At 71.1% G+C, this 22,258-nt stretch carries 17 protein-coding genes; 9 read left to right on the plus strand and 8 right to left on the minus strand.

All coding sequences use genetic code 11. The annotated features are described in order from the left end of the window. Positions 1-2: 2 nt before the first annotated feature. Both gyrA and gyrB read right to left on the minus strand, forming a co-directional pair. The gene (gene gyrA, locus BRM3_RS04125; protein ID WP_263594831.1) at positions 3-2,771 is read right to left on the minus strand and encodes a DNA gyrase subunit A; all 2,769 of its coding nucleotides are present in this window, start codon (positions 2,769-2,771) and stop codon (positions 3-5) included. An 83-nt stretch (positions 2,772-2,854) separates the two neighbouring features. Then, entirely contained in the window at positions 2,855-4,846 is a 1,992-nt protein-coding gene (gene gyrB, locus BRM3_RS04130) for a DNA topoisomerase (ATP-hydrolyzing) subunit B (RefSeq protein ID WP_263595389.1), read from the minus strand. Positions 4,847-5,388: 542 nt separating this feature from the next. On the opposite strand from gyrB, the gene BRM3_RS04135 reads away from it, so the two are divergent. Continuing rightward, entirely contained in the window at positions 5,389-6,342 is a 954-nt protein-coding gene (locus tag BRM3_RS04135) for a DMT family transporter (RefSeq protein WP_263594832.1), read from the plus strand. A gap of 3 nt (positions 6,343-6,345) precedes the next feature. Here BRM3_RS04135 and BRM3_RS04140 read toward each other — a convergent pair whose 3' ends face one another. From BRM3_RS04140 to dnaA, 6 genes are all read right to left on the minus strand, one after another. Beyond that, positions 6,346-6,930, minus strand: coding sequence for an anthranilate synthase component II (locus tag BRM3_RS04140; RefSeq protein ID WP_263594833.1), 585 nt, complete (start codon positions 6,928-6,930; stop codon positions 6,346-6,348). Beyond that, on the minus strand, positions 6,927-8,432 hold the full coding sequence (locus tag BRM3_RS04145; RefSeq protein ID WP_263594834.1) for an anthranilate synthase component I family protein: 1,506 nt from the start codon (positions 8,430-8,432) through the stop codon (positions 6,927-6,929). Before BRM3_RS04145 ends, BRM3_RS04140 begins: the two co-directional genes overlap by 4 nt. A 141-nt stretch (positions 8,433-8,573) precedes the next feature. Next, positions 8,574-9,308, minus strand: a complete 735-nt coding sequence (locus tag BRM3_RS04150; RefSeq protein ID WP_263594835.1) for a DUF721 domain-containing protein — start codon at positions 9,306-9,308, stop codon at positions 8,574-8,576. Beyond that, complete coding sequence (gene recF, locus BRM3_RS04155; RefSeq protein WP_263594836.1) at positions 9,302-10,591, minus strand: DNA replication/repair protein RecF; 1,290 nt, start codon at positions 10,589-10,591, stop codon at positions 9,302-9,304. The genes BRM3_RS04150 and recF overlap by 7 nt, the downstream gene beginning before the upstream one ends. A gap of 25 nt (positions 10,592-10,616) precedes the next feature. Further along, entirely contained in the window at positions 10,617-11,741 is a 1,125-nt protein-coding gene (gene dnaN / locus BRM3_RS04160) for a DNA polymerase III subunit beta (protein ID WP_263594837.1), read from the minus strand. Positions 11,742-12,277: 536 nt separating this feature from the next. Continuing rightward, positions 12,278-13,924, minus strand: coding sequence for a chromosomal replication initiator protein DnaA (dnaA, locus tag BRM3_RS04165; protein ID WP_263594838.1), 1,647 nt, complete (start codon positions 13,922-13,924; stop codon positions 12,278-12,280). Between the two features lie 349 nt (positions 13,925-14,273). On the opposite strand from dnaA, the gene rpmH reads away from it, so the two are divergent. From rpmH to BRM3_RS15030, 8 genes are all read left to right on the plus strand, one after another. Then, positions 14,274-14,411 (plus strand): 50S ribosomal protein L34, encoded by a 138-nt coding sequence (rpmH, locus tag BRM3_RS04170; RefSeq protein WP_263594839.1) that lies wholly within the window; start codon positions 14,274-14,276, stop codon positions 14,409-14,411. 86 nt (positions 14,412-14,497) lie between these two features. Continuing rightward, the gene (gene rnpA / locus BRM3_RS04175; protein WP_263595390.1) at positions 14,498-14,800 is read left to right on the plus strand and encodes a ribonuclease P protein component; all 303 of its coding nucleotides are present in this window, start codon (positions 14,498-14,500) and stop codon (positions 14,798-14,800) included. Then, positions 14,797-15,099 carry a membrane protein insertion efficiency factor YidD gene (gene yidD / locus BRM3_RS04180; protein WP_263594840.1) on the plus strand — a complete coding sequence of 101 codons (303 nt, stop codon included), beginning with the start codon at positions 14,797-14,799 and terminating at the stop codon, positions 15,097-15,099. Before rnpA ends, yidD begins: the two co-directional genes overlap by 4 nt. Positions 15,100-15,177: 78 nt before the next feature. After that, the gene (gene yidC / locus BRM3_RS04185; protein ID WP_263594841.1) at positions 15,178-16,263 is read left to right on the plus strand and encodes a membrane protein insertase YidC; all 1,086 of its coding nucleotides are present in this window, start codon (positions 15,178-15,180) and stop codon (positions 16,261-16,263) included. 65 nt (positions 16,264-16,328) lie between these two features. Next, entirely contained in the window at positions 16,329-17,003 is a 675-nt protein-coding gene (locus BRM3_RS04190; RefSeq protein ID WP_263594842.1) for a R3H domain-containing nucleic acid-binding protein, read from the plus strand. Positions 17,004-17,112: 109 nt separating this feature from the next. Next, positions 17,113-17,787, plus strand: a complete 675-nt coding sequence (rsmG, locus tag BRM3_RS04195; RefSeq protein WP_263594843.1) for a 16S rRNA (guanine(527)-N(7))-methyltransferase RsmG — start codon at positions 17,113-17,115, stop codon at positions 17,785-17,787. Between the two features lie 61 nt (positions 17,788-17,848). Next, positions 17,849-18,712 (plus strand): ParA family protein, encoded by an 864-nt coding sequence (locus BRM3_RS04200; RefSeq protein ID WP_263595391.1) that lies wholly within the window; start codon positions 17,849-17,851, stop codon positions 18,710-18,712. Between the two features lie 96 nt (positions 18,713-18,808). Next, on the plus strand, positions 18,809-20,845 hold the full coding sequence (locus BRM3_RS15030) for a ParB/RepB/Spo0J family partition protein (RefSeq protein ID WP_318152439.1): 2,037 nt from the start codon (positions 18,809-18,811) through the stop codon (positions 20,843-20,845). Positions 20,846-22,258: the final 1,413 nt, after the last annotated feature.

Below are 22,258 nucleotides of genomic sequence, written 5' to 3' on the forward strand. Positions count from 1 at the left end.
GATCACTCCTCGGTGGTCGCGTCGTCGGCGTCCGACCGGCTGTCGGACCCCTCCGAGACTAGATCATCGGCGCCGACGGTCTCGCTCATATCCGCGCCGTCGACACCGGTCACGTCCGCATCGGTCTCCTCGGCGTCGATGTCCTCCTCGGACTCGGCGGACACGGCGACCAGCACGATCCGGTCCTTCTTGTCGGGCTTGGCGAACACCACGCCCATCGTGTCGCGGCCCTTCGCGGGCACCTCTGCGACCTTGGAGCGCACGACCTTGCCGCGCTCCATCACCACGAGCACCTCGTCGCCCTCGTCGACGACGGCGGCGCCGACCAGGTGTCCGCGGTCGTCGGGCAGCTTGGCGACCTTGATGCCCAGGCCGCCGCGGCCCTGCACGCGGTACTCCTCGAGCGGCGAGCGCTTGGCGAAGCCGCCGTCGGTCACCGTGAACACGTAGTTCTCGGGGCGGGCCACGTCCATGGCCAACAGCTCGTCGTCCCCGCGGAACTTCATGCCGGTGACGCCGCTCGTGGCGCGCCCCATCGGGCGCAGCACGTCGTCCGCGGCCGGGAAGCGCACGCTCTGGCCGTTGCGTGAGACCAGCAGCAGCTGGTCGTCGGCGTCGACCACGCGGGCCGCGACCAGCTCGTCGGTCTTGGGGCCCTCGTCGGTCTCGACCTCGCGCAGGTTGATCGCGATGATGCCGCCCGAGCGGTTCGAGTCGAACGCCGTGAGCGCCGTCTTCTTGACCAGGCCGCGGCGCGTCGCGAGCACGAGGTAGTCGGCGTCCTCGTAGCCCGAGATCGCGAGCACCGAGGCGATCCGCTCGTCGGGCTGGAAGGCGAGCAGGTTCGCGACGTGCTGACCCCGGGCGTCGCGCGGCGCCTCCGGCAGCTCGTACGCCTTGGCACGATAGACGCGCCCGTGGTTGGTGAAGAACAGCAGCCACTGGTGGGTGGTCGTCGTGAAAAAGTGCTCGACCACGTCGTCGGTGCGCAGGGAGGCGCCGCGCACGCCCTTGCCGCCGCGCTTCTGCGCCCGGTACTGGTCGGTGCGGGTCCGCTTGGCGTAGCCGCCGCGCGTGATGGTGACGACCACGTCCTCCTCCGGGATCAGGTCCTCCATCGACATGTCGCCGTCGAAGGGCACGATCTCGGTGCGGCGGTCGTCGCCGTACTTCGAGACGATCTCGCCGAGCTCGTCGGAGACGATCTGCCGCTGGCGGACCGGGGACTCGAGGATCTCCGTGTACTCGCGGATGAGCGCCTCGAGCTTGTCGTGGTCCTCCATGATCTTCTGGCGCTCGAGGGCGGCCAGGCGACGCAGCTGGAGGGCGAGGATCGCGTCCGCCTGCACCCGGTCGACGTCGAGCAGCTCCATCAGGCCGCTGCGCGCCTCGTCGGCGTCCGGCGAGCGGCGGATGAGCGCGATGACCTCGTCGAGCGCGTCGAGCGCCTTGAGGTAGCCGCGGAAGATGTGGATCCGCTCCTCGGCCTCGCGCAGACGGTGCCGGGTGCGACGCACGATGACGTCGATCTGGTGCTTGGTCCACTCGCGCACGAACACGTCGATCGACAGGGTGCGCGGCACCCCGCCGACGAGGGCCAGCATGTTGGCCGAGAAGTTCTCCTGCAGCTGCGTGTGCTTGAACAGGTTGTTGAGCACGACCTTGGCGACGGCGTCGCGCTTGAGCACGAGCACGAGGCGCTGGCCGGTGCGGCCGGACGTCTCGTCGCGGATGTCGGCGATGCCCTGCAGCTTGCCGGTCTTGACGGACTCGGCGATCTTGCGGGCCAGGGTGTCGGGGTTGACCTGGTAGGGCAGCTCGGTCACCACGAGGCACATGCGCCCGTGGATCTCCTCGGTCGAGACCACGGCGCGCTGGGTGATCGAGCCGCGACCGGTGCGGTAGGCGTCCTCGATGCCCTTGTGGCCCAGGATCGTCGCGCCGGTCGGGAAGTCGGGGCCCTTGATGCGTGCGAGGCACGCGTCGAGCAGCTCCTCCTTGGTGGCCTCGTGGTTGGTCAGCAGCCACTGCACGGCGTCGGCGACCTCGCGCAGGTTGTGCGGGGGGATGTTGGTGGCCATGCCCACCGCGATCCCGGCCGAGCCGTTGACCAGCAGGTTCGGGAAGCGAGCGGGCAGGATCTCGGGCTCGGAGAGGGTGCCGTCGTAGTTGTCGCGCATGTCGACGGTGTCCTGGTCGATGTCGCGCACGAGCTCCATCGCGAGCGGCGCCATCTTGCACTCCGTGTAGCGCGAGGCCGCGGCGCCGTCGTCCCCGGCGGAGCCGAAGTTGCCCTGGCCCAGGATGAGCGGGTAGCGCATCGACCACGGCTGCACGAGGCGCACCATGGCGTCGTAGATCGCGCTGTCGCCGTGGGGGTGGTAGTTGCCCATGACGTCGCCGACGACCTTCGCGCACTTGGAGAACGAGCGCTCGGGACGATAGCCGCCGTCATACATCGCGTAGACGATGCGGCGGTGCACGGGCTTGAGGCCGTCGCGCACCTCGGGCAGGGCGCGGTCCACGATCACGCTCATCGCGTAGTCGAGGAACGAGCGCTGCATCTCCTGGTTGAGGTCGACCTGCGTGACCTGGTCGCCCTCGTCGACCGCGTCCACGAGGGTCTCGAGGGGGTCCAGGCCCTGCTCCGCGGCGCTCGGTCCGGCGGCGGCGGTGCCGCCGTCGGTCAGAGGATCGCTCTGGGCGCTGTGCGTGGCCTCCTCGTCGGGGTCCCCGGTGGGGCCGGCGGGAGTGGTGGGGGTGTCACTCATGAAGGTGTGCCTTTCGGGCTGTGACGTGCGAGGACGAGGTGTCGGAGACGGCGCGCCCCGCCAGGGCGGGGCGCGCTCTCATCTCAGATGTCGAGGAACCGGACGTCCTTGGCGTTCTCCTGGATGAACTTGCGGCGGGACTCGACGTCCTCGCCCATGAGCACGGCGAACACGGCGTCGGCGTCCGCGGCCTCGTCGACGGTGACCTGCTTGAGCGTGCGCACGTCGCGGTCCATCGTCGTGGTCTGGAGCTCCTTCCAGTCCATCTCGCCCAGGCCCTTGTACCGCTGGATGCCGTTGTCCCGGGGGATGCGCTTGCCGCCCGCGCGGCCCTCCGCGAGGCGCGCATCGCGCTCGGAGTCGCTGAACACGTACTCGTGCGGCGCGTTGGACCACTTCAACCGGTACAGCGGCGGCATCGCGATGAACACGTGGCCCAGCTCGATGAGGGGGCGCATGTACCGGAACAGCAGCGTGAGCAGCAGGGTGCAGATGTGCTGGCCGTCGACGTCGGCGTCGGCCATCAGGATGATCTTGTGGTACCGCAGCTTGGTCGCGTCGAAGTCCTCGCCGATGCCGGTGCCGAACGCCGTGATGAGCGAGCGGATCTCCTGGTTGTCGAGGGCGCGGTCCAGCCGAGCCTTCTCGACGTTGAGGATCTTGCCGCGGATCGGGAGGATCGCCTGGGTGCGCGGGTCGCGCCCCATGACGGCCGAGCCGCCCGCCGAGTCGCCCTCGACGATGAACACCTCGCACTCGGCGGGATTGCGAGACTGGCAGTCCTTGAGCTTGCCGGGCATGCCGCCGGTCTCGAGCGGCGACTTGCGCCGGGTGGCGTCGCGGGCCTTGCGCGCGGCCTCGCGGGCCATCGCCGCGCTCTGGGCCTTGCGCACGATGTCGCGGGCCTCGTTGGGGTGCGCCTCGAACCAGGCGGCGAGGTGGTCGGTCATCACCTTGGAGACGAAGGTGCGGGCGATCGTGTTGCCGAGCTTGGTCTTGGTCTGGCCCTCGAACTGGGGCTCGCCGAGCTTGACGGAGACGACGGCGGTCAGGCCCTCGCGGATGTCCTCGCCCGTGAGGTTGGCGTCCTTCTCCCGCACGATGCCCTGTGCGCGCCCGTAGCGGTTGACCACCCCGGTCAGCGAGGAGCGGAAGCCCTCCTCGTGGGTGCCGCCCTCGTGGGTGTTGATCGTGTTGGCGTAGGTGTGGACCGACTCGGTGTAGGCGGTGGTCCACTGCATCGCGATCTCGACGGAGATCATGACGTCGGTGTCCTCGGCCTCGATGTCGATGACGTCGGGGTGGATCACATCGGCGCGCTTGGAGGTGTTGATGTAGTGCACGAAGTCGCGCAGGCCGTTCTCGTACCGGTACGAGATCGTCTTCGGGCCGGCCGGCTCGGGGGCCTTGCCCTCGGCGTCGGCGACGTCGTCGAGCGGCTCGAGCTCCTGGACCCGCTCGTCGGTCAGCGTGATCCGCAGGCCCTTGTTGAGGAAGGCCATCTGCTGGAAGCGCTTGCGCAGGGTCTCGAAGTCGTAGACGGTCGTCTCGAAGATCTCCGGGTCGGCCCAGAAGGTGATCGTGGTGCCGGTCTCGTCGGTCGCCTCGCCCTTGTCCAGCGGCGACTGCGGCACACCGCGGCGGTAGGCCTGGCGCCACACGTGGTCCTGGCGGCGGATCTCGACCTCCATCCGGGTGGACAGGGCGTTGACGACGGAGGAGCCCACGCCGTGCAGGCCGCCCGAGACCGCGTAGCCGCCGCCGCCGAACTTGCCGCCCGCGTGGAGCACCGTGAGCACGAGCTCGACGGCCGGCTTGTTCTGGGTGGGGTGCATGTCCACGGGGATGCCGCGCGCATGGTCGACCACGCGCACGCCGCCGTCGGCCAGCAGGGTCACCTCGATCGAGTCGCCGAAGCCGGCCATCGCCTCGTCGACCGAATTGTCGACGATCTCGTAGGCGAGATGGTGCAGCCCGCGCTCGCCGGTCGAGCCGATGTACATGCCCGGACGCTTGCGCACGGCCTCGAGGCCTTCGAGGACGGTGATGTCCGAGGCCTCGTAATGCTGGTTCATCAGGTTCTCGTGGTCGTCCGCCGACGGCTCGTCAGGGCTGGTCGCATCCTGCGCGGCCGCGATGGCATCGGCGCCCGACTCGGTCGGCTCGGCGGGGATGCCGTCGTTCTGGGGGTTCTCGCTCACGAAGGGGTCCGCTCCTCGGGTTCAGACGTCCCCCGGGCGGCCGTGACCGCGGCGGGGGCATGCAGGTGGCCCGATCTGCGTGGCGCACGGAGCGTGCCCTGGGGAATCCAGGGCTCACGCGCGCGAAACCGGACCTCGTCGATTCTAGCCGATCTGAGCGGTCCGATCACCCTTCACAGTGCACGAATGATGCCTCCGGCGTGTGCGATATGCCCCTGTACGGCCCGCGACGGCCTCTGGGACCCGCGCGGGGACGGTCAGATGAGGTCCCGTATGCCTCCCGGCCCCTCAGAGCGTCTGGCGGCTCTCTGAGCGGACCGGGGCCATGCCCGCCGTCGAACCCCCGTAGCATGCCGGAGGACGTTCCGCGGGGCTCGCCCGGAGCACCGGCACCTGGGAGCCGGAGGGAGGTCGCCGTGATCGGCATCGTGCTGGCCGCCCTGCTGTGGGGCACGACGGGCACCGCCGCGACGCTCCTGCCCGACGGCATCGGCCCGCTGGCCACGGGCGCGTCGACGATGGCGGTCGGCGGGCTGCTGCTCGCGCTCACGGCGCCGCGCGCGACCACCGCCGTGCTCCGGAGCGGGGGCGCCTGGCGCTGGGTCGTGCCCGGCGCGCTGTGCACGGCCGTCTACCCGCTCGCGTTCTACTCGGGCATGTCGCTTGCGGGCGTCGCGATCGGCAACGTGACGGCGCTCGGCACCGCGCCCGTGTTCGCGCTGGTCCTCGAGCTGCTGTTCGAGCCGGCGGAGCGGCGGCCCGTGCTCACCGTCCGGTGGGCCGTCTCGGGCGCCGCGGCCGTGCTCGGGGTGGCCCTGCTCTCGGTCGTGGGCCACGGCGGCGCGTCCGCGGGACCAGGCGGGCAGGTCTCCCTCGGCGTGGGGCTCGGGCTGCTCGCGGGCCTCACCTACGCCGGCTACAGCTACACGGCGGCGCGGCTCATGCGCGAGGGCCATGCGTCGCGCGGGGCCGTGGCCGCGCAGTTCGGCCTGGGCGGGCTGGTGCTCGTCCCGGTCCTGCTGGTCGTCGGTCGCCCGGTGCTCACGGGATCAGGAACCGTCGCCGACACCCCGCTCGCGCACGTCCTCGGCCCGGTGCCGCCGCTCGCGGTGCTCGCCTATCTCGCGATCGGCCCGATGTTCCTCGCCTATGTGGCCTTCGGGCGGGGCCTGCGCACGGTGCCCAGCTCGCGCGCCACGACAGTGACCCTGCTCGAACCGTTCGTCGCGACGATCCTCGCGGTGCTCGCGGTCGGCGAGCGCCTGGGCCCGCTCGGCTGGGTCGCGCTCGCGCTCGTCCTGGGCGGCGTGGTGCTCACCGCGACGGAGCCCGAGGCGCCCGGCCCGGTCCCCGTCGCGGCAGGGCCGTGAGCCTCAGGCCGGACGCACGTACGTCTCGTGGAAGCCGCGCAGCAGCTCGATGCCGCGCTCGGTGCCGACGGACTCGGGGTGGAACTGGATCGCCTCGACGGGCAGCTCGCGGTGGCGCACGCCCATGATGTAGCCGTCGTCGAGGGAGCGGCTCGTGACCTCGAGCGCGGCGGGCAGCGTGGGCTCCTCGATGATGAGCGAGTGGTAGCGCGTGACCTCGCGCCGCGTGCCCTGCTCGCGCGAGAACACGCCCTTGCCGTCGTGCTCGATCGTCGAGGTCTTGCCGTGCATGATGTGCGCCGCGGGCGACACGGTCGCGCCGTAGGCGACGCCGACGGCCTGCAGGCCCAGGCACACGCCGAGGATCGGGATCCGGCCCGCGAAATGGTGCACGAGCTCGACGTGGCCGGAGTCCACCGGGTGACCGGGGCCGGGCCCGAGCACGAGGTAGTCCGGGGCGAGCTCCTCGATGCGGTCGATGTTGCCCGCGTCCGAGCGCAGCACGGTGCGGTCCTCGTCGAGCTCGGCGAGGTACTGCTCGATGATGTAGACGAAGCTGTCGTAGTTGTCGATCAGGACGACGCTCATCGGATCTCCTTCCCGCACACGGCCCAGTAGGTCGAGGCGAGCTTGCTGAGGGTCTCGTTCCACTCCCGCTCGGGCACGGAGTCGGCGACGAAGCCGGCGGAGGCCCGCATCACGAAGCGGTCGTCGCGGTGGACGGCCATGCGGATCGCGAGGCCCAGCAGCGCGTCGCGGGCGTCGAGGCCGATGAGCCCGAACGCGCCGGCGTAGAAGCCGCGGCGCGAGGTCTCGAGGTCCTCGATGATCTCCATCGCGCGCACCTTGGGGGCGCCCGAGACGGTGCCGGCCGGGAAGCTCGCCCGGATCACGTCGTAGGCGTCCGCCGTGCCCGTCAGCTCGCACGCGACCTGGGAGACGATGTGGAAGACGTGGGAGTACGTCTCGATCGTCATCAGGGTCTCGACGTCGAGGGTGCCGGGACGGGCGAAGCGGCCGAAGTCGTTGCGGCACAGGTCCACGAGCATGATGTGCTCGGCGCGCTCCTTGGGGTCGGCCAGGAGGGCGGCCTTGGTGGCCTCCTCGTCGCCGCCGCGGCGCGCGGTGCCGGCGATCGGCCGCATGACGGCGCGGCCGCCCTCGACGCGGACGAACAGCTCGGGGCTCGCGCACACGATCGTGTATCCCGCGGCGGGCAGCAGGGCCATGTACGGGGAGGGGTTGCGCTCGCGCAGCCGCTCGTAGACGGCGAGCGGGGTCGCGTCGGTCTCGACGGTGATCGAGTGGCCGAGCTGCACCTGGTAGATGTCGCCCAGACGGATGTGCTCGAGGCACTGCTCCCCGCGCGGCAGGTACTCGGCCTCGGTGATGTCGTCGCTGATCGTGCGGGGCGTCGGCACCTCGGGGGCCGAGGAGCCCGGGGGCGCGTCGGCGGCCGCGGCGAGCGCCGTGACGATCTGCTCGGCGTCGAGGTCCTCCCATGCCTCGGAGGTGACGACGGCCAGGTGGGCCGCGTCGGCGTCGAGGGTCACGAGCGCGTCGACGAGTCCGAAGATCGCGTCCGGCGGGGCGTCGGGCAGGTCGACGATCGTCCGCGGCAGCCGCTCGACGTACCGAGCGGCGTCGTAGCCGAAGACCGACAGCAGCGAGAGGGCCAGATCCTCCTCCCCGGTGCCGTCGTCGGACGGAGGGGCGGGGCGCAGGGCCTCGCCGATCGCCTGGGGCAGGCGCCACATGGCGTCGTCGTCGACCAGGTGCAGGGCCCCGTCGCGCTCGGTCACGGTCCCGGAGTTCCGCACGATCGTCTCGAGCGCGTCGCGGATCGCGTCGACGCCGCTGATGCGCACGACGCCGCGGGTCACGGTCACCTCGGCGCGCCCGGCGAGGCCGCACATCGAGAAGCGGCTGTCCGTGCTCGGGCCGCCGACGGACTCGAGCAGGAACGTGCGCTCGGCGCCGAAGGCGGCGCTCAGCGCGCGGTAGGTGGCCAGCGGGGTGGTGGCGGGCAGGTCGCGGCGCCGCGCGCGGAGGGCGGGCGACGCGGCGGCGGTGGAGGGCTGTGGGGGCACTGCGGTTCCTGTCCGGTCTGGAGGGACACGGGAGGCTCGACGCGGCCGCCCGCACCCCTAGTGTCCCAGCTCCCCGGGGCAGGTGGCCGACAGGTCCATCCGCGCCGCGGGCCTCGCGCCGCGGATCGCCTCCGCCCGGCGTCAGCCGTAGGTGTCGCGCGGGCCGCGCCAGGTCACGGTCCGCCGTCCCTTCTTCCAGGACTGCGCGGCGGGGCCGGTCACCTTGAGCTCGGAGATCACGCTCGCTCCGACGTGCTCGTGGATGCGGGTGATGAGCTGGGGGGAGAGCATGCGCAGCTGGGTCGCCCAGGCCGAGGACGAGGCGCTCACGACGAGGATCCCGGCGTCGAGCGTGACGGGCCGGCAGTGGGCGGCGATCTGCTCTCCCACGATCTCGTCCCACTCCTCGAGCACGCGCCCGGAGCTCATGCCCTCGCTCCAGCCGAGGCTGCCGAGCACGCGGCGCAGCACGGCCTCGATGCCCTGGGGGTCGCGCGGGTCGGGCCGGGCTCCCGAGTAGCCGGGGGCCGAGGCGGAGCGGTCGCGCACATCGCGTGCCTGGGTCTTCGCGGAGATGGGGAACAGTCCGCGGTCGCGGGCGGCGGCGCGCGACTGGTTGACGGTGCGTCGGGCCAGCTCGAAGGGGTCGACCAGATCGCGCGGCAGCTCGGCGGGATCCCACGCGGCCTCGTCGTCCTCCTCCTCGCGGGGCGGGTCGACACGCGGATCGGGGCCGGCGCCCTCCTCCGCGACGGTCGTCGGATCGTGAGAGGGGGTCGGCACGGCGTCCTCGGCCTCGCGGTCCCGTCGCCAGGTGGAGAGGTCGTAGGGGTTGAGCGCGGGGCGGCGCGGCCGCGGCGCCCCTGGGCTCACCATGACGCGGTCCCGGCGTCGTGGGCGTGGCGGGACATCGTGCCCTCTCGGGGCACGGCGCTGCCGCGGGTCACGTCGACCACGTGGATCTCGCCCTCGAGCGAGTCGGGGATGTCGGAGTCGTTCGCGGTCGTGATGAGCACCTGGTGGGCGTCGGCGACGATCCGGCCGAGACGTTCGCGGCGATGCGTGTCGAGTTCGCTGAAGACGTCGTCGAGGATGAGGATCGGCTCGCCGTCGCCCAGGTCGCCCTCCTCGAGGCGCAGCAGGTCGTAGGAGCCCAGGCGCAGGGCCAGGGCGAGGGACCAGGACTCGCCGTGGCTCGCGTAGCCCTTGGCGGGGAAGTCGCTCAGGCGGATCTCGAGGTCGTCGCGGTGGGGGCCGACGAGGGTGACCCCGCGATCGATCTCGTCCTCCCGGCGCCGCTCCATCTCGGCGAGCAGGGCGTCGTGGAGCTCCGGGAGCGAGGGCAGCTGTCCCGCGGGGGTGCCGAGGGCGTCGACCACGGCGCCCCGGTAGCCGATGTCGGCCGGGGAGTCGACGTCGCCGCGGTCCTCGGGCGGGAGGTCGAGCGCGGTCTCGGCTCCCTCGTCGGTCGCGACCCGCAGGTAGGAGTACCCCAGGTGGGGTCGCAGCCGGTTGACCAGGTGCATGCGGGCGCGTGTGAGCTCGGCGCCGGCCCGGGCGAGCTGCGCGTCCCACACGCTCAGGGTCGAGGCCGCCGCCTCGGCGGGATCGAGGCCGCCGACGCTGCGTCCCGAGGAGCCTCGGCGCATCGACCGCATCTGCTTGAGCAGGTGGGAGCGCTGTTTGAGCACCCGGTCGTAGTCGGCCTTGACGCCGGCGAAGCGGGGGGCGATCTCGAACAGCAGCTCGTCCAGGAAGCGCCGTCGGCCGTCGGGGTCGCCCTTGACGAGGGTGAGGTCCTCGGGGGCGAACAGCACGGCGCGCACCTCGCCGAGCAGGTCCCGCAGCCGCGACAGGGCCGATCCCTGCACCCGGGCGGTGTTGGAGCGGCCGGGCGTGATCTGGAGGTCCACCTGCAGCGGCCGGCCGGCGCGCACGAACGAGGCGCGGATGATCGCGGTCTGCTCGCCGCGCGTCACGAGCGCCGCGTCGTGGGGGACGCGGTGGCTCGAGAGGGTCGCGAGGTACCAGAGCGCCTCGACGATGTTGGTCTTGCCCTGGCCGTTCGGGCCGACGAACACCGTGACGCCGGGCGCGAGACGCAGCTCGAGTCTCGGATAGGACCGGTAGGACGTGAGGTCCAGCGCGGTCAGCTCCATGTCCAGGCCGTCCGCGTCATGGGGCTCAGATCCGCATCGGCATGAGCAGGTACTTGTACGACGGGTCGGGCGAGCCCTCGAGGCTGTCCTGGCCGCTCATCACAGACGGCTTGATGGAGTCGGTGAAGGTCAGACGGGCGAAGTCGGTGCCGAGGGCGCCGAGGCCGTCGAGCAGGAACCCGGAGTTGAAGCCGACCACGAGGTCGTCGCCCTCGAGCTGCGCCTCGAGCACCTCGGAGGCCTGGGCGTCGTCGCCGGCGCCGGCCTCGAGGGCGACCTGGCCCTCGGTGAAGGTGAGGCGGACGGGCGTGTTGCGCTCGGCCACGAGGGACACGCGCTTGACGGCCTCGATGAGCGGAGCGGTCGCGACGACGGCGGTGATGGCGACCGAGTCGGGGAACAGGCGCCGCACGGGCGGGTAGTCGCCGTCGACGAGCGTGGAGGTGGTGCGTCGGCCGCTCGACTCGAAGCCGATGAGGTTGGCCGAGGAGTCGTCGGCGAGAGCGATGTCGACGTCGGAGCCGGTCGCGAGCGACCGGGCGACCTCCTGCAGGGTGCGTCCACGGACCAGTGCCGTGGTCGAGGCCGAGGGGCTCGCGGGTCGCCAGGTGAGCTCGCGCAGCGCGAGACGGTAGCGGTCGGTCGCCATGAGCGTGACCTTCTCGCCCTCGATCTCCATGCGCACGCCGGTCAGCAGGGGAAGCGTGTCGTCCTTGGAGGCGGCGACCGTGACCTGACCGATGGCCTCGGCGAGCACGTGGGCGTCGACGGAGCCGGCGACGGGCGGCATCGACGGGAGCTGCGGGTACTCCTCGACGGGCAGGGTGGCCAGGGCGAAGCGCGCACTGCCGCACCTGACCTGCAGCTTCGTCCCCTCGAGCGAGACCGTGACGTCCTTGTTCGGGAGCGCCCGGACGATGTCGGAGAGCATGCGGCCCTGGACCAGCACCTCGCCGGGGGCATCGACCTCGGCCGCGAGCGTGATCTGGGCGCTGACCTCGTAGTCGAACGTCGACAGCTGCAGCTCGCCGCTCGCGTCGGCGACGATGCGCACGCCCTGGAGGATGGGCATCGCGGGCCGGACCGGGAGGGTGCGGGTGGCCCAGGAGACGGCGTCCGCCAGGACGCCGCGATCGAGGTGGAACTTCACCGTTGCCACTCCTTCGCAGTGGGGAAAGCTGTGTCGTTGCAGGGTCTCACGCGGACGCACGGCCTGTCGCCGGGATCGGGGGCCTCCCGGATCCCGGGCGGCGGTGTCGCGGGAAGGCCACAGTAGCCCGGCTCTCGCCGACACGCCGAATCGGATCCTTGACTTCCGGCTGTGAGGCTTCCGATTCCCTCCTGGCTCTCCTCCCTCCCCAGCGCCCCAGCAGGGAGGGCCTCTCCGGCCCAGACTTCTCCACACCCCTTGAGCCAGAACTACAAGAACACTCCTCTTCACAGCTGTTGACTCTGGGGAGAAGTGGCATCTGAGCAGGTCAGTACCGGAAGTCGTGTCGTGCATGCTCAGTGCATCCGGCTCGTCGCCGTGTGCATGGACTGTGGAACACAAGCCGTCCCGGCGACGAGCACGAGATTCTGGATCCACATCGGTCCCTGCGACGATGCCGATTGCTCCACATTGTCCACAGGCTTATTCACACTGGGGACAGACCGGCTCTGACCGGCCGTGTGATCCCGGGAGGCTCAGACCTGGTTGGCGCTGCTGTTCTTGATGCGCGCCGTGAGCTCGGTGACCTGGTTGAAGATCGCCCGACGCTCCTTCATGAGCTCCGAGATCTTCTTGTTCGCATGCATGACGGTGGTGTGGTCGCGCCCTCCGAACTCCTCCCCGATCCTGATCAAGGGCATGTCCGTGAGCTCACGGCACAGGTACATGGCGATCTGCCGGGCGGTCACGAGCACGCGCGTGCGGGCGCCGCCGGTGATCTGATCGACGGTGAGCCCGAAGTAGGACGCGGTCTGGGCGATGATCGTCGTCGCCGTGATCTCGGCCCCGTTGTCATGGGCCAGGAGGTCCTTCAGCACGCTCTCGGCGAGGGTCACGTCCATCGGCTGGCGCGACAGGGAGTGCAGGGCCTGCACGCGGATCAGCGCGCCCTCGAGCTCGCGGATGTTCGTGGAGATCCTCGAGGCGATGTACTCCAGGACGTCGCGCGGGACCTCCTGGGTGCCCTCCATCTCGACCTTCTTGCGGAGGATCGCGATGCGGGTCTCGAGATCCGGCGGCTGCACGTCCGTCATGAGCCCCATCTCGAAGCGGGAGCGCATGCGGTCCTCGAACCCCCCGAGCTGCTTGGGCGGCAGGTCGGAGGTGATGACGATCTGCTTGTCGGCGTTGTGCAGCGTGTTGAAGGTATGGAAGAACGCCTCCATCGTCTCCGGGGCGCGCTGCAGGAACTGGATGTCGTCGATCAGCAGGATGTCGATGTCGCGATAGCGGCGATGGAACTCCTGGGCCTTGCCGAACTGGCCGGACTGGATCGAGTTGATGAAGTCGTTCGTGAACTCCTCGGAGTTGACGTAGCGGACCTCGATGCCCGGGTAGAGGTTCTGGGCGTAGTGGCCGACCGCGTGCAGCAGATGGGTCTTGCCCAGTCCCGAGCCGCCGTAGATGAACAGCGGGTTGTACGCCTTGGCGGGGGCCTCGGCGACGGCGGAGGCGGCCGCCTGCGCGAAGCGGTTGGAGGAGCCGATGACGAAGGTGTCGAAGGTGTACTTGGCGTTGAGCCGGGAGTCGGAGCCGAGCGTGGTGCCGTCCCCGCCGCGGGCCGAGGGGTCCTCGCGCGGCTCGGGGTCGGGGCCGCGGCCGATCGTCATGGACCCGGTGCCGCCGATGCCGGCCTCGCCGCTCGGATACGCCGACGGCGGGGTGGTGGGCGACGTCACGCTCGCCCCCCGACCGATCCCCGCGGGCCCCTCGGTCGCCGCGACGCCCGTCTCGGGCAGGGGCGCGATGCTCGGGGTGCGCCGCGCACCCGTGTTCTCCACAGCGTTGTCCACATCGCGCGGTGGACGCGGCGCGGGCGACGGGGAGGGCGCCGGCTCGGGGTCGTCGTGGGACAGCAACGTCTCGTCGATCGTCACGGCGAAGCGGGTGTCACGGCCCGTGGCCTCGGACAGCGCCGACTTGAGCGGCTCGGCGATGCGCTGCTCGAACACGTCCTTGGCCCATGCCGACGGGGCCGCGAGCAGGGCGGTGTCCGCGACCACGGCCATCAGGCGGGAGAGGGTGAGGAAGGCCATCACGCGCTCGGTGACGGTCTCGTCCCGGCGCAGGATGCGCAGGGTCTCGTCCCAGATGGCGTCGTAGTCGACGTCGGTATCGTCCATGGTGTGCTCCGGTGGTCGGCGAATCTCGAGGTAGTTTTCCACAGGAGATGGGGATAACGCGATCCGCGATCCACAAGAGCGTGGCCGATCGGCGTGCGGGAGGGTGCTCCCGCACCCGTGCCCACGGGCGGTGAGAATCCCGCCACATCTCCCGGGTGGGCCCCGGCCGTCTCGTTGACCCCCTCCCGGGGCACGGCTAGTCTCGGTCAGTCTCTGCTGCGCGTGAGCGCGGCGGCTTCCCCGGCAGGCAGCGCTCATCGGCGCGCCCGGTGAGCCGCCCGAGCGCGGCGAGCCACCAGCCCCCGCGAGCCGGGCCACCATGGGCCGCACGCACCACCGAGGAGAAGTCATGACCAAGCGCACGTTCCAGCCGAACAACCGTCGCCGCGCCCGCAAGCACGGCTTCCGGGCCCGCATGCGCACCCGCGCCGGCCGCGCGATCATCAACGCGCGTCGTGCCAAGGGCCGCAGCGAGCTGTCGGCCTGAGTCCTGAGCCCGGCCGGGCTCCCGTGACCTGGTCACGGCACCGGATCTCCTCCGGTGACGACTTCCGCCGTGCCACCCGTCAGGGTGTGCGCAGCGCCCGATCCCACGTGGTCGTCCACCTCGCCCTCCTGCCGGAGGCACCCGAGGGGCCCCGCGTGGGATTCGTCGTGTCCAAGAAGGTGGGCAACTCCGTTGTCCGCCACCGCGTGACCCGGCGTCTACGGGAGATCATCCGGCCTCGTCTGTCTCTGCTGCCAAGCGGGTCCACCTGCATCGTGCGCGCCCTGCCGGGCATCGACGACGTCCCGTTCGCACAGCTGACCGAGCAGGTCGACTCCGCAGTGCGGGCGGCGGCCACGAAGCTCTGCGGCGCCCGGGCGGTCCGATGAGCCTCCCGAATCTCTCTGTGCTGCCGCGCCGCCTGCTGGCGCTGCCGATCCGCGCCTACCAGGTGGGGATCTCCCCGTACACGCCGCCGGCATGCCGCTACTACCCGGTGTGCTCGCAGTACGCGCTCGACGCGATCCGGGTGCACGGCGCCCTCAAGGGGACCGTGCTCGCGCTCGGGCGCATCTGCCGCTGCAATCCCGCCTCCCGCGGAGGGGTCGATCCGGTCCCCGCACCCGGGATGTGGAGGAACCCCCGTGCTCGTCATCCTGTGGACGGTCACATCCACCCGACCCTCTAGTCTTGTCCGAGACCCCGACCCGCAGCCGTCACATCGCATGAACGACATGCGCCTACCGACGGCAGGAAGACCAGGCCGATGAACATCCTCTATCCCATCGAGTGGGCCGTGGCGTGGATCATGGTGCAGTTCCACTCCCTGCTGTCGCTCTTCATGGACGCCAACTCCGGATGGACGTGGCTGCTGTCGATCGTCGGTCTGACCGCCGTGATCCGCACCCTGATCATCCCGCTGTTCGTGCGGCAGATCCGCGCCTCGCGCGCGATGCAGATGGTCGCCCCCGAGCTGCAGGCGATCCAGAAGAAGTACAAGGGCAAGACGGACCAGGAGTCCCGCCAGAAGCAGGCCGAGGAGACCATGGCGGTCTACCGCGAGGCCAAGGCGAACCCGTTCTCGTCATGCCTGCCGGTGCTGCTGCAGATGCCGATCTTCTTCGCGCTGTTCCGGATGCTCTTCTACAAGCTGCCGGAGGCCGCCAAGTCCGCGGACGGCTTCGGCCCGCTCTCCCAGAAGCTCGCGCAGAGCGCGCACGACTCGACCATCTTCGGCTCGGTCACGATCTCCTCGAGCTTCCTCGCCGGCGACATGTCGGCGAAGATCATCGCGGGCATCATCATCGCGCTCATGTGCGCCGTCACCTTCCTCACCCAGAAGGAGCTGACGATGCGCAACATGCCGCCGTCGGCCCTCGAGGGCCCGATGGCGAGCACCCAGAAGATCATGCTGTACATGCTCCCGTTCGTGTACATCATCTCGGGGCCGGGCATGCCGATCGGCGTGCTCATGTACTGGCTCACGACGAACGTGTGGACCTTCTGCCAGCAGTGGATCATCATCCGCAACAGCCCGACCCCCGGCACCGAGGCCGAGAAGGCGATGCAGCGCCGCGTCAACGCCAAGCGCGAGAAGAAGGGTCTCGAGCCCATCGACTTCACGCCCAAGAAGAAGGCGGCTCCAGTCGAGGAGCAGCAGATCCGGGTGCAGCCCAAGAAGTCCCAGGGCGGCCGCAAGCTGTCGGACGCCGAGCGCCTCGAGCAGGCCCGCGCTGCGCGTGCGAAGGCCCAGGACGAGCGCCGTGCGGCTGCCGAGGCCGCAGGCGAGGTCCCGGGAGTGACGTCCTCGTCCTCGAAGAAGAGGCGCTCGAAGAATTCGCGCAAGCGCTGACCCAGCTTCCCGGTCGGCACCCCATCCCTCCGCCGGCCGGAACATCCCCGCACAGGAGGACCAGCATGACCGACAACCAGATCGATCCCACGGGTGCCGCCGTGCACGAGGCCCCCGAGGCGCCGGAGGCCGCTGTGATCGCGGACGCCGAGTCCCCGGAGAACACCGTGGCGACCGAGCCCGCCGCCGAGGCCCCTGAGCCGGATGCGGACGAGACCGCCGCCGACACCGACGAGGCCGAGGACGACGGCGCCGCCGACGAGTCCGCCGAGGACCGGGTGCGCCGTCTCGAGGAGGAGGGCGACATCGCCGCGGACTACCTCGAGGAGCTGCTCGACATCGCCGATCTCGACGGCGACATCGACATCGACGTCGACGGCGACCGCGCCTCGGTCGAGATCCGCGGCGCCGCCCGGCTCGGCAAGCTCAACGAGCCCAAGGGCGAGCTCATGGACGCCCTCCAGGAGCTCGCGCGCCTCGCCGTGCAGACCCGCACCGGCAACCGCTCCCGCCTCATGCTCGACATCGGCGGCTTCCGCGCCGAGCACCGCAGCAGCCTGCAGGAGCTCGCCGAGAAGGCCGTCGAGCAGGCGACCGCCGAGGGGCAGCCCGTGCCGCTGCGGCCCATGAACCCGTTCGAGCGCAAGGTCGTGCACGACGTCGCGAAGGCCGCCGGCCTGCGCTCGGAGTCGGACGGAGACGGCAAGGGCCGTCACGTCGTCATCTACCCGGCGTCCTGACCGCGCCGTGGCATCCCAGCAGCCCACCTCCCCCGGGGGAGGGCGGCGCCGGGCAGCGACTGCGCTGTCGACGCTTCCGCCCCTCCCCGTCCCCGACGATCTGCGTCCCGTGGCCGTGCGCCTGTTCGGCGACCGCCTGGAGGTCGCGGAGCGCTTCGCGGGGCTGCTCGCCGGGGCGGGCGTCGAGCGGGGCCTGATCGGTCCGCGCGAGGTCGATCGCCTCTGGGAGCGGCATCTGCTCAACTGCGCCCTCCTGATCGACGCGATCCCCGCCTCGGCGCGCACCCTCGCCGACGTCGGCTCGGGGGCGGGCCTGCCGGGTCTCGTCGTCGCGATCGCGCGCGAGGACCTCGAGGTGACCCTCATCGAGACCATGCAGCGGCGCGCGCTGTGGCTCGAGGAGGCAGCCGCCGAGCTGGGCGTCGAGGTCGAGGTGGTGCGCTCGCGCGCCGAGGAGCTGTCGGACCGGACCTTCGACGTCGTCACGGCGCGAGCCGTGGCGGCCCTCGACAAGCTCGCGACCTGGACCCTGCCGCTCGTGGCCGACGGCGGTCACCTGCTCGCCATGAAGGGCAGCTCCGCGGCCGAGGAGATCGAGGCCGCCGGTGCGACGCTGAGCCGTCGTGGGGGCCTGGATCCCCACGTGGTCGTCGTCGGTGAGGGCGAGGTCGCCCTTCCCACTACAGTGGTCACGGTCCGCCGTGCCGACCGCGCTCCCGCCGAGAGGGAGCAGGCCGGCCGTTCGCCCAGGAGAGGAGCCCGCCGTGGCCGCACGTCGCACTGACGCCGAACCGGCGTCCTCGACCCCCCGCAGCTCGGGCGCCGCACTGGACGACAGTCCCATCATGCGGGCCCTCGCCCAGGACCACGCCCGCCGTCGTGAACTGGAGGGACTCGTGTTCGACGCCCCGGAGCAGACCCGGATCCTGACGGTCGCCAACCAAAAGGGTGGCGTGGGCAAGACCTCCACGACCGTCAACCTCGCCGCCGCGCTCGCGATGGGCGGCCTGAAGGTGCTCGTCATCGACGTCGACCCCCAGGGCAACGCCTCCACGGCGCTCGGCATCGACCATCACGCCGACGTGGCCAGCATGTACGAGGTGCTCGTCGAGTCCCGCCCCATGGACGACGTGGTCCAGGCGTGCCCGGACATCGAGAACCTGTGGTGCGCCCCCGCGACGATCGACCTGTCGGGCGCGGAGATCGAGCTGGTCGCCATGGTGGCCCGCGAGAACCGCCTGCGCGGCGCGATCCGCGACTACCTCGCGGGGCGCGAGAAGTCGGGCCAGGAGCGGCTCGACTACGTGCTCGTGGACTGCCCGCCGTCTCTCGGCCTGCTCACCGTGAACGCGCTCGTCGCGGCGCGCGAGGTGCTGATCCCCATCCAGTGCGAGTACTACGCGCTCGAGGGGCTGACGCTGCTGCTCAAGAACATCGACCTGATCAAGGCGCACCTCAACCCCGAGCTCGTCGTCTCCACCATCCTGCTGACCATGTACGACGGTCGGACGCGCCTGGCCTCCCAGGTCGCGCAGGACGTGCGGGACCACTTCCCCGAGCAGACGCTCGAGATCACCATCCCCCGATCGGTGCGCATCTCCGAGGCGCCGAGCTACGGGCAGACGGTACTCTCGTACGACCCGACCAGCTCCGGTGCACTGGCCTATCGCGCCGCCGCCCGTGAGCTGTCCCTCCGCCCCGCTCTCTGAGCGGGACGGACGCGAACACCACTGAGGGGGCATCGCCGCTCCCGACCGTGCCGCCGGTCTCTCCGGCGGTCATCTTCAGGCGAGCGAAGGACGGACATGACGCAGAAGCGAGGCCTCGGCCGCGGGCTCGGTGCCCTGATCCCCGGTGCGGGACCGACCGCGCCCCGGAGCACGACCGCACCGGCACCGGCAGCTGCCTCTCCGGAGCCCGTCGCCTCGCCGGCCGAGTCCGACGCCGAGCAGGCCACCTCGCTGCGCACCCGGAACCATCCGCGCACGAGCCCCGAACCGGGAGAGTCGGGGGCGGGGAGCCGGCCCGTGGACATGTTCTTCTCGGGCGATCCCGTGGGCGGCACCGAGCGCCCGACGCGGGGCTCCGGCAACGGACGCGACGTGGCCGGCGCGATGGCCCGTGCCGCCGCCGAACGCCGCGCCGCCAAGAAGGCGCCGAGCCGCGCCACGGCCGCGAAGAGCGCGGGCGCCCAGGGCGCGGCTTCCCCGGCGCGCAGCACGAGGGCGACAGATGCCGAGGCCACGGAGGCCACGGGCACCGAGCGCTCGGGGGCCCGGAGCGCCCCGGGCACGACCCGGAAGCGGACTGCCGCGACGCCGTCTGCGAAGAAGACCCCCGCGAAGAAGGCCCCCGCAGCGAAGACCGCCGCTGCCTCCTCCGCACCCGAAGCCGAGCCGACGGCGGACGCTGAGCCCACGGCGACGCAGTCCACGACGGCCTCGTCGCGAGGTCGAACCTCCGCCACGAAGACGCGAACGGCACGGCCGAGCTCCGCGACGCCACAGCCTGCGGACATGTGGTCCGAGCCGGCCGCTGCGCCGCTCGAGCCGGCGACGGCCGACGAGCTGGCCGCCACCGGGCTCGAGCACACGCCGGCCGGGATCGTGGCCGGTCACCCGGCGGACTCGGGGCCGGCGTCCGCGCCCACGGACGGTGCACCCGCGCCGGAGGCCGGACGCGCCTCGGCATCGACGCCCGCGCCGAGCGCTGAGGCCGACGCCGATCTGGCCGTGCAGGTCGAGACGGTGACCCCCACCCCCGCCATCGCCGGCTCCGGCCAGGGCGAGCACGCCTCGCCCGCGATGTCGGAAGAGCCCACGGACGAGGGGACGGACACGGCCCCGACCGGTGCGGTCCAGGCAGAGGAACCGGCGGCGTCCGAGCAGGCTGTCGCCGCTGTGTCGCCCGCCGCGGAGCCGCCGGCGGGCGAGACTCGGACCGACGACGACGCGACCGCTGAGATCGCTGCCACCGACGTCGATGATGCGGACACCGACCTGCTGCCGGTGCCCGGGGCCGAGTTCGCCGAGATCCCGATCCACGAGATCCGCGAGAACCCCCGGAACCCGCGCACGCAGTTCGACGACGACGCGCTCGACGAGCTCGCCTACTCGCTGCGCGAGGTGGGCGTCCTGCAGCCCGTCGTCGTCCGGCCGATCCCGGCGACCGAGGCCGGAGAGTCATTCGAGCTGGTCATGGGCGAGCGCCGCTGGCGCGCCGCACGCCGCGCCGGACTCGCGTCGATCCCCGCGATCATCCGTGAGACGAGCGACGACGACCTGCTGCGGGACGCGCTGCTGGAGAACCTCCACCGCTCGCAGCTGAATCCCCTCGAGGAGGCGGCCGCGTACCAGCAGCTGCTCGAGGACTTCGGATGCACCCAGGATGAGCTGGCCGACCGCATCGGCCGCTCCCGGCCCCAGATCTCCAACACCCTGCGACTCATGAAGCTCCCCCCGCTCGTGCAGCGGAGACTCGCCTCGGGTGTGCTCTCGGCCGGTCATGCGCGGGCGCTCCTGTCGCTGGACAATCCGACGCTCATGGAGGAACTCGCGCAGAGGATCGTGGCCGAGGGCCTCTCGGTCCGGGCCGTCGAGCGTCTCGTCTCCACCGGCGCCGAGCCGTCCCGCACGCGCACCACCCCCCGCCGCAGCACCTACGATCCGCACGTCGTCGACCTGACGAGCCGACTCTCCAACCGGCTCGAGGCGCCCGTCCGGATCGACGTGGGCAAGCGCAAGGGTCGCATCACGCTCGAGTTCACCAACCTGGACGACCTCGAGCGCCTCATCGAGCGCATCGGGCTCGAGACCCAGGACGACGACTCCTCGGAGGGCTGAGGCCCCGACCCTGCCGCAGAGCGCAGGGCAAGGGCGGATGAGTGCGAGGCCCTGTCCCAGATCCCCTCGTCGCCCCTGGCAGGCCCGGAGAGATAGCGCGTTGCGCACCCCGGGCGCCGGTCCGTGATCGCGCAACCCGGCCTCCGACAGGGTGCACGGGTTCCACGCGACGACCAACTCCCCGTCGTGCTCTCGCGAAGGAGGTAGTTCTCCTCGCGCTCCAGGGGGCGGCCCTCTCCGGGTTCGGCCGCCCCTCCATCCTCTCGCCGTGAACGTGTGTGCGCGCCGCGGCCATAACACTGTGATAGCACCATGTCACGGAGCTGCTGGGGGGGTAGTCCAGGACAGCCTTCAGCGTTCTCCACTCCCCGGCCCGCTCCTGAGGGCGGTATCCGTCCACGACTGTGCGCACAGCTGTGGATGACGTCGATGCGTGATCCGGCTGGTTGTCCACCATGTTGCCAACAATGGGGACAGCAACGCCTGGAGATTGTCCTGCGCTCCTGCATGCAGCAGAGCCGAGGTCGCGGTGGCGCCCTCCCGGGCCGACGTGGGCGAGCTGGGCCGGGCTGTCCCCTCGTGGCGCGCCGCGGGGTTGGTACGTCGAGAGATGCGATCCCCCGAACCGAGAAGCGCACGTTCCACGTGCAACTGCGATGCGACGGCGGTGCCCATCCCATCGGTGGGGGTCACGTTTCACGGGCAACAGCCCGCAGCCCCGCCCGTCCGCCCATCCGGCCCACAGCCGCGCGTGGTGGGCTGCCGACGCGCCCTCCCGTAGTTCAAGACACCTCCCCTCACGTCCCGGCTGCTACTCCACGAGGCCGTTTCACGTGAAGCGAGCGTGACGACACGTGGCGACAGCTGAGGCTCGAGCGGCAGTATGCACGCGCAGGGTGGGATGTTTCCCGTGAAACGGCGCACGCGGGAAAACGGAGACCGCTTCCAACGACGCCACAGCCGGCGTTTCCCGTGGAACGAGCGCCTTGAAGGCATGCACAGCAATGCCTCGATGAGAAAACCGTGGCTACCAACGCCCAGTGACGTGTCGCCGATCGTTGCTCAGCGAGCGCCAGGATGTTGGTAGGGCATCAGGGGGACGCCCTCGCTTCACGTGAAACAGTGCGACAGCATGGAGTGCGCCGGGGTCCGGCAGGGACACCTGAGAAGTTCTCTCGCAAGGCGGCCTTCATGGGGCCGCCGTTCACTTTGTCGTCAGAGCTTCACGTGAAACGTTGCGCACGAGCGCCACCAGGATCGTCGCGCACGACATGGGGAGTGTGTTGGCGGGAACATAGGCCAGTTCGGCCGGCTGGGGCTTCACGTGAAACGTCGGCTCCACAAGCCTGTGACACGACGACCGGGCCGCCCGACGCCGAGATAGACCCGTGGTCGGTGTTGGCGTGCCTCCGC

This window comes from Brachybacterium huguangmaarense (genome assembly GCF_025725725.1).
Lineage (GTDB): Bacteria > Actinomycetota > Actinomycetes > Actinomycetales > Dermabacteraceae > Brachybacterium > Brachybacterium huguangmaarense.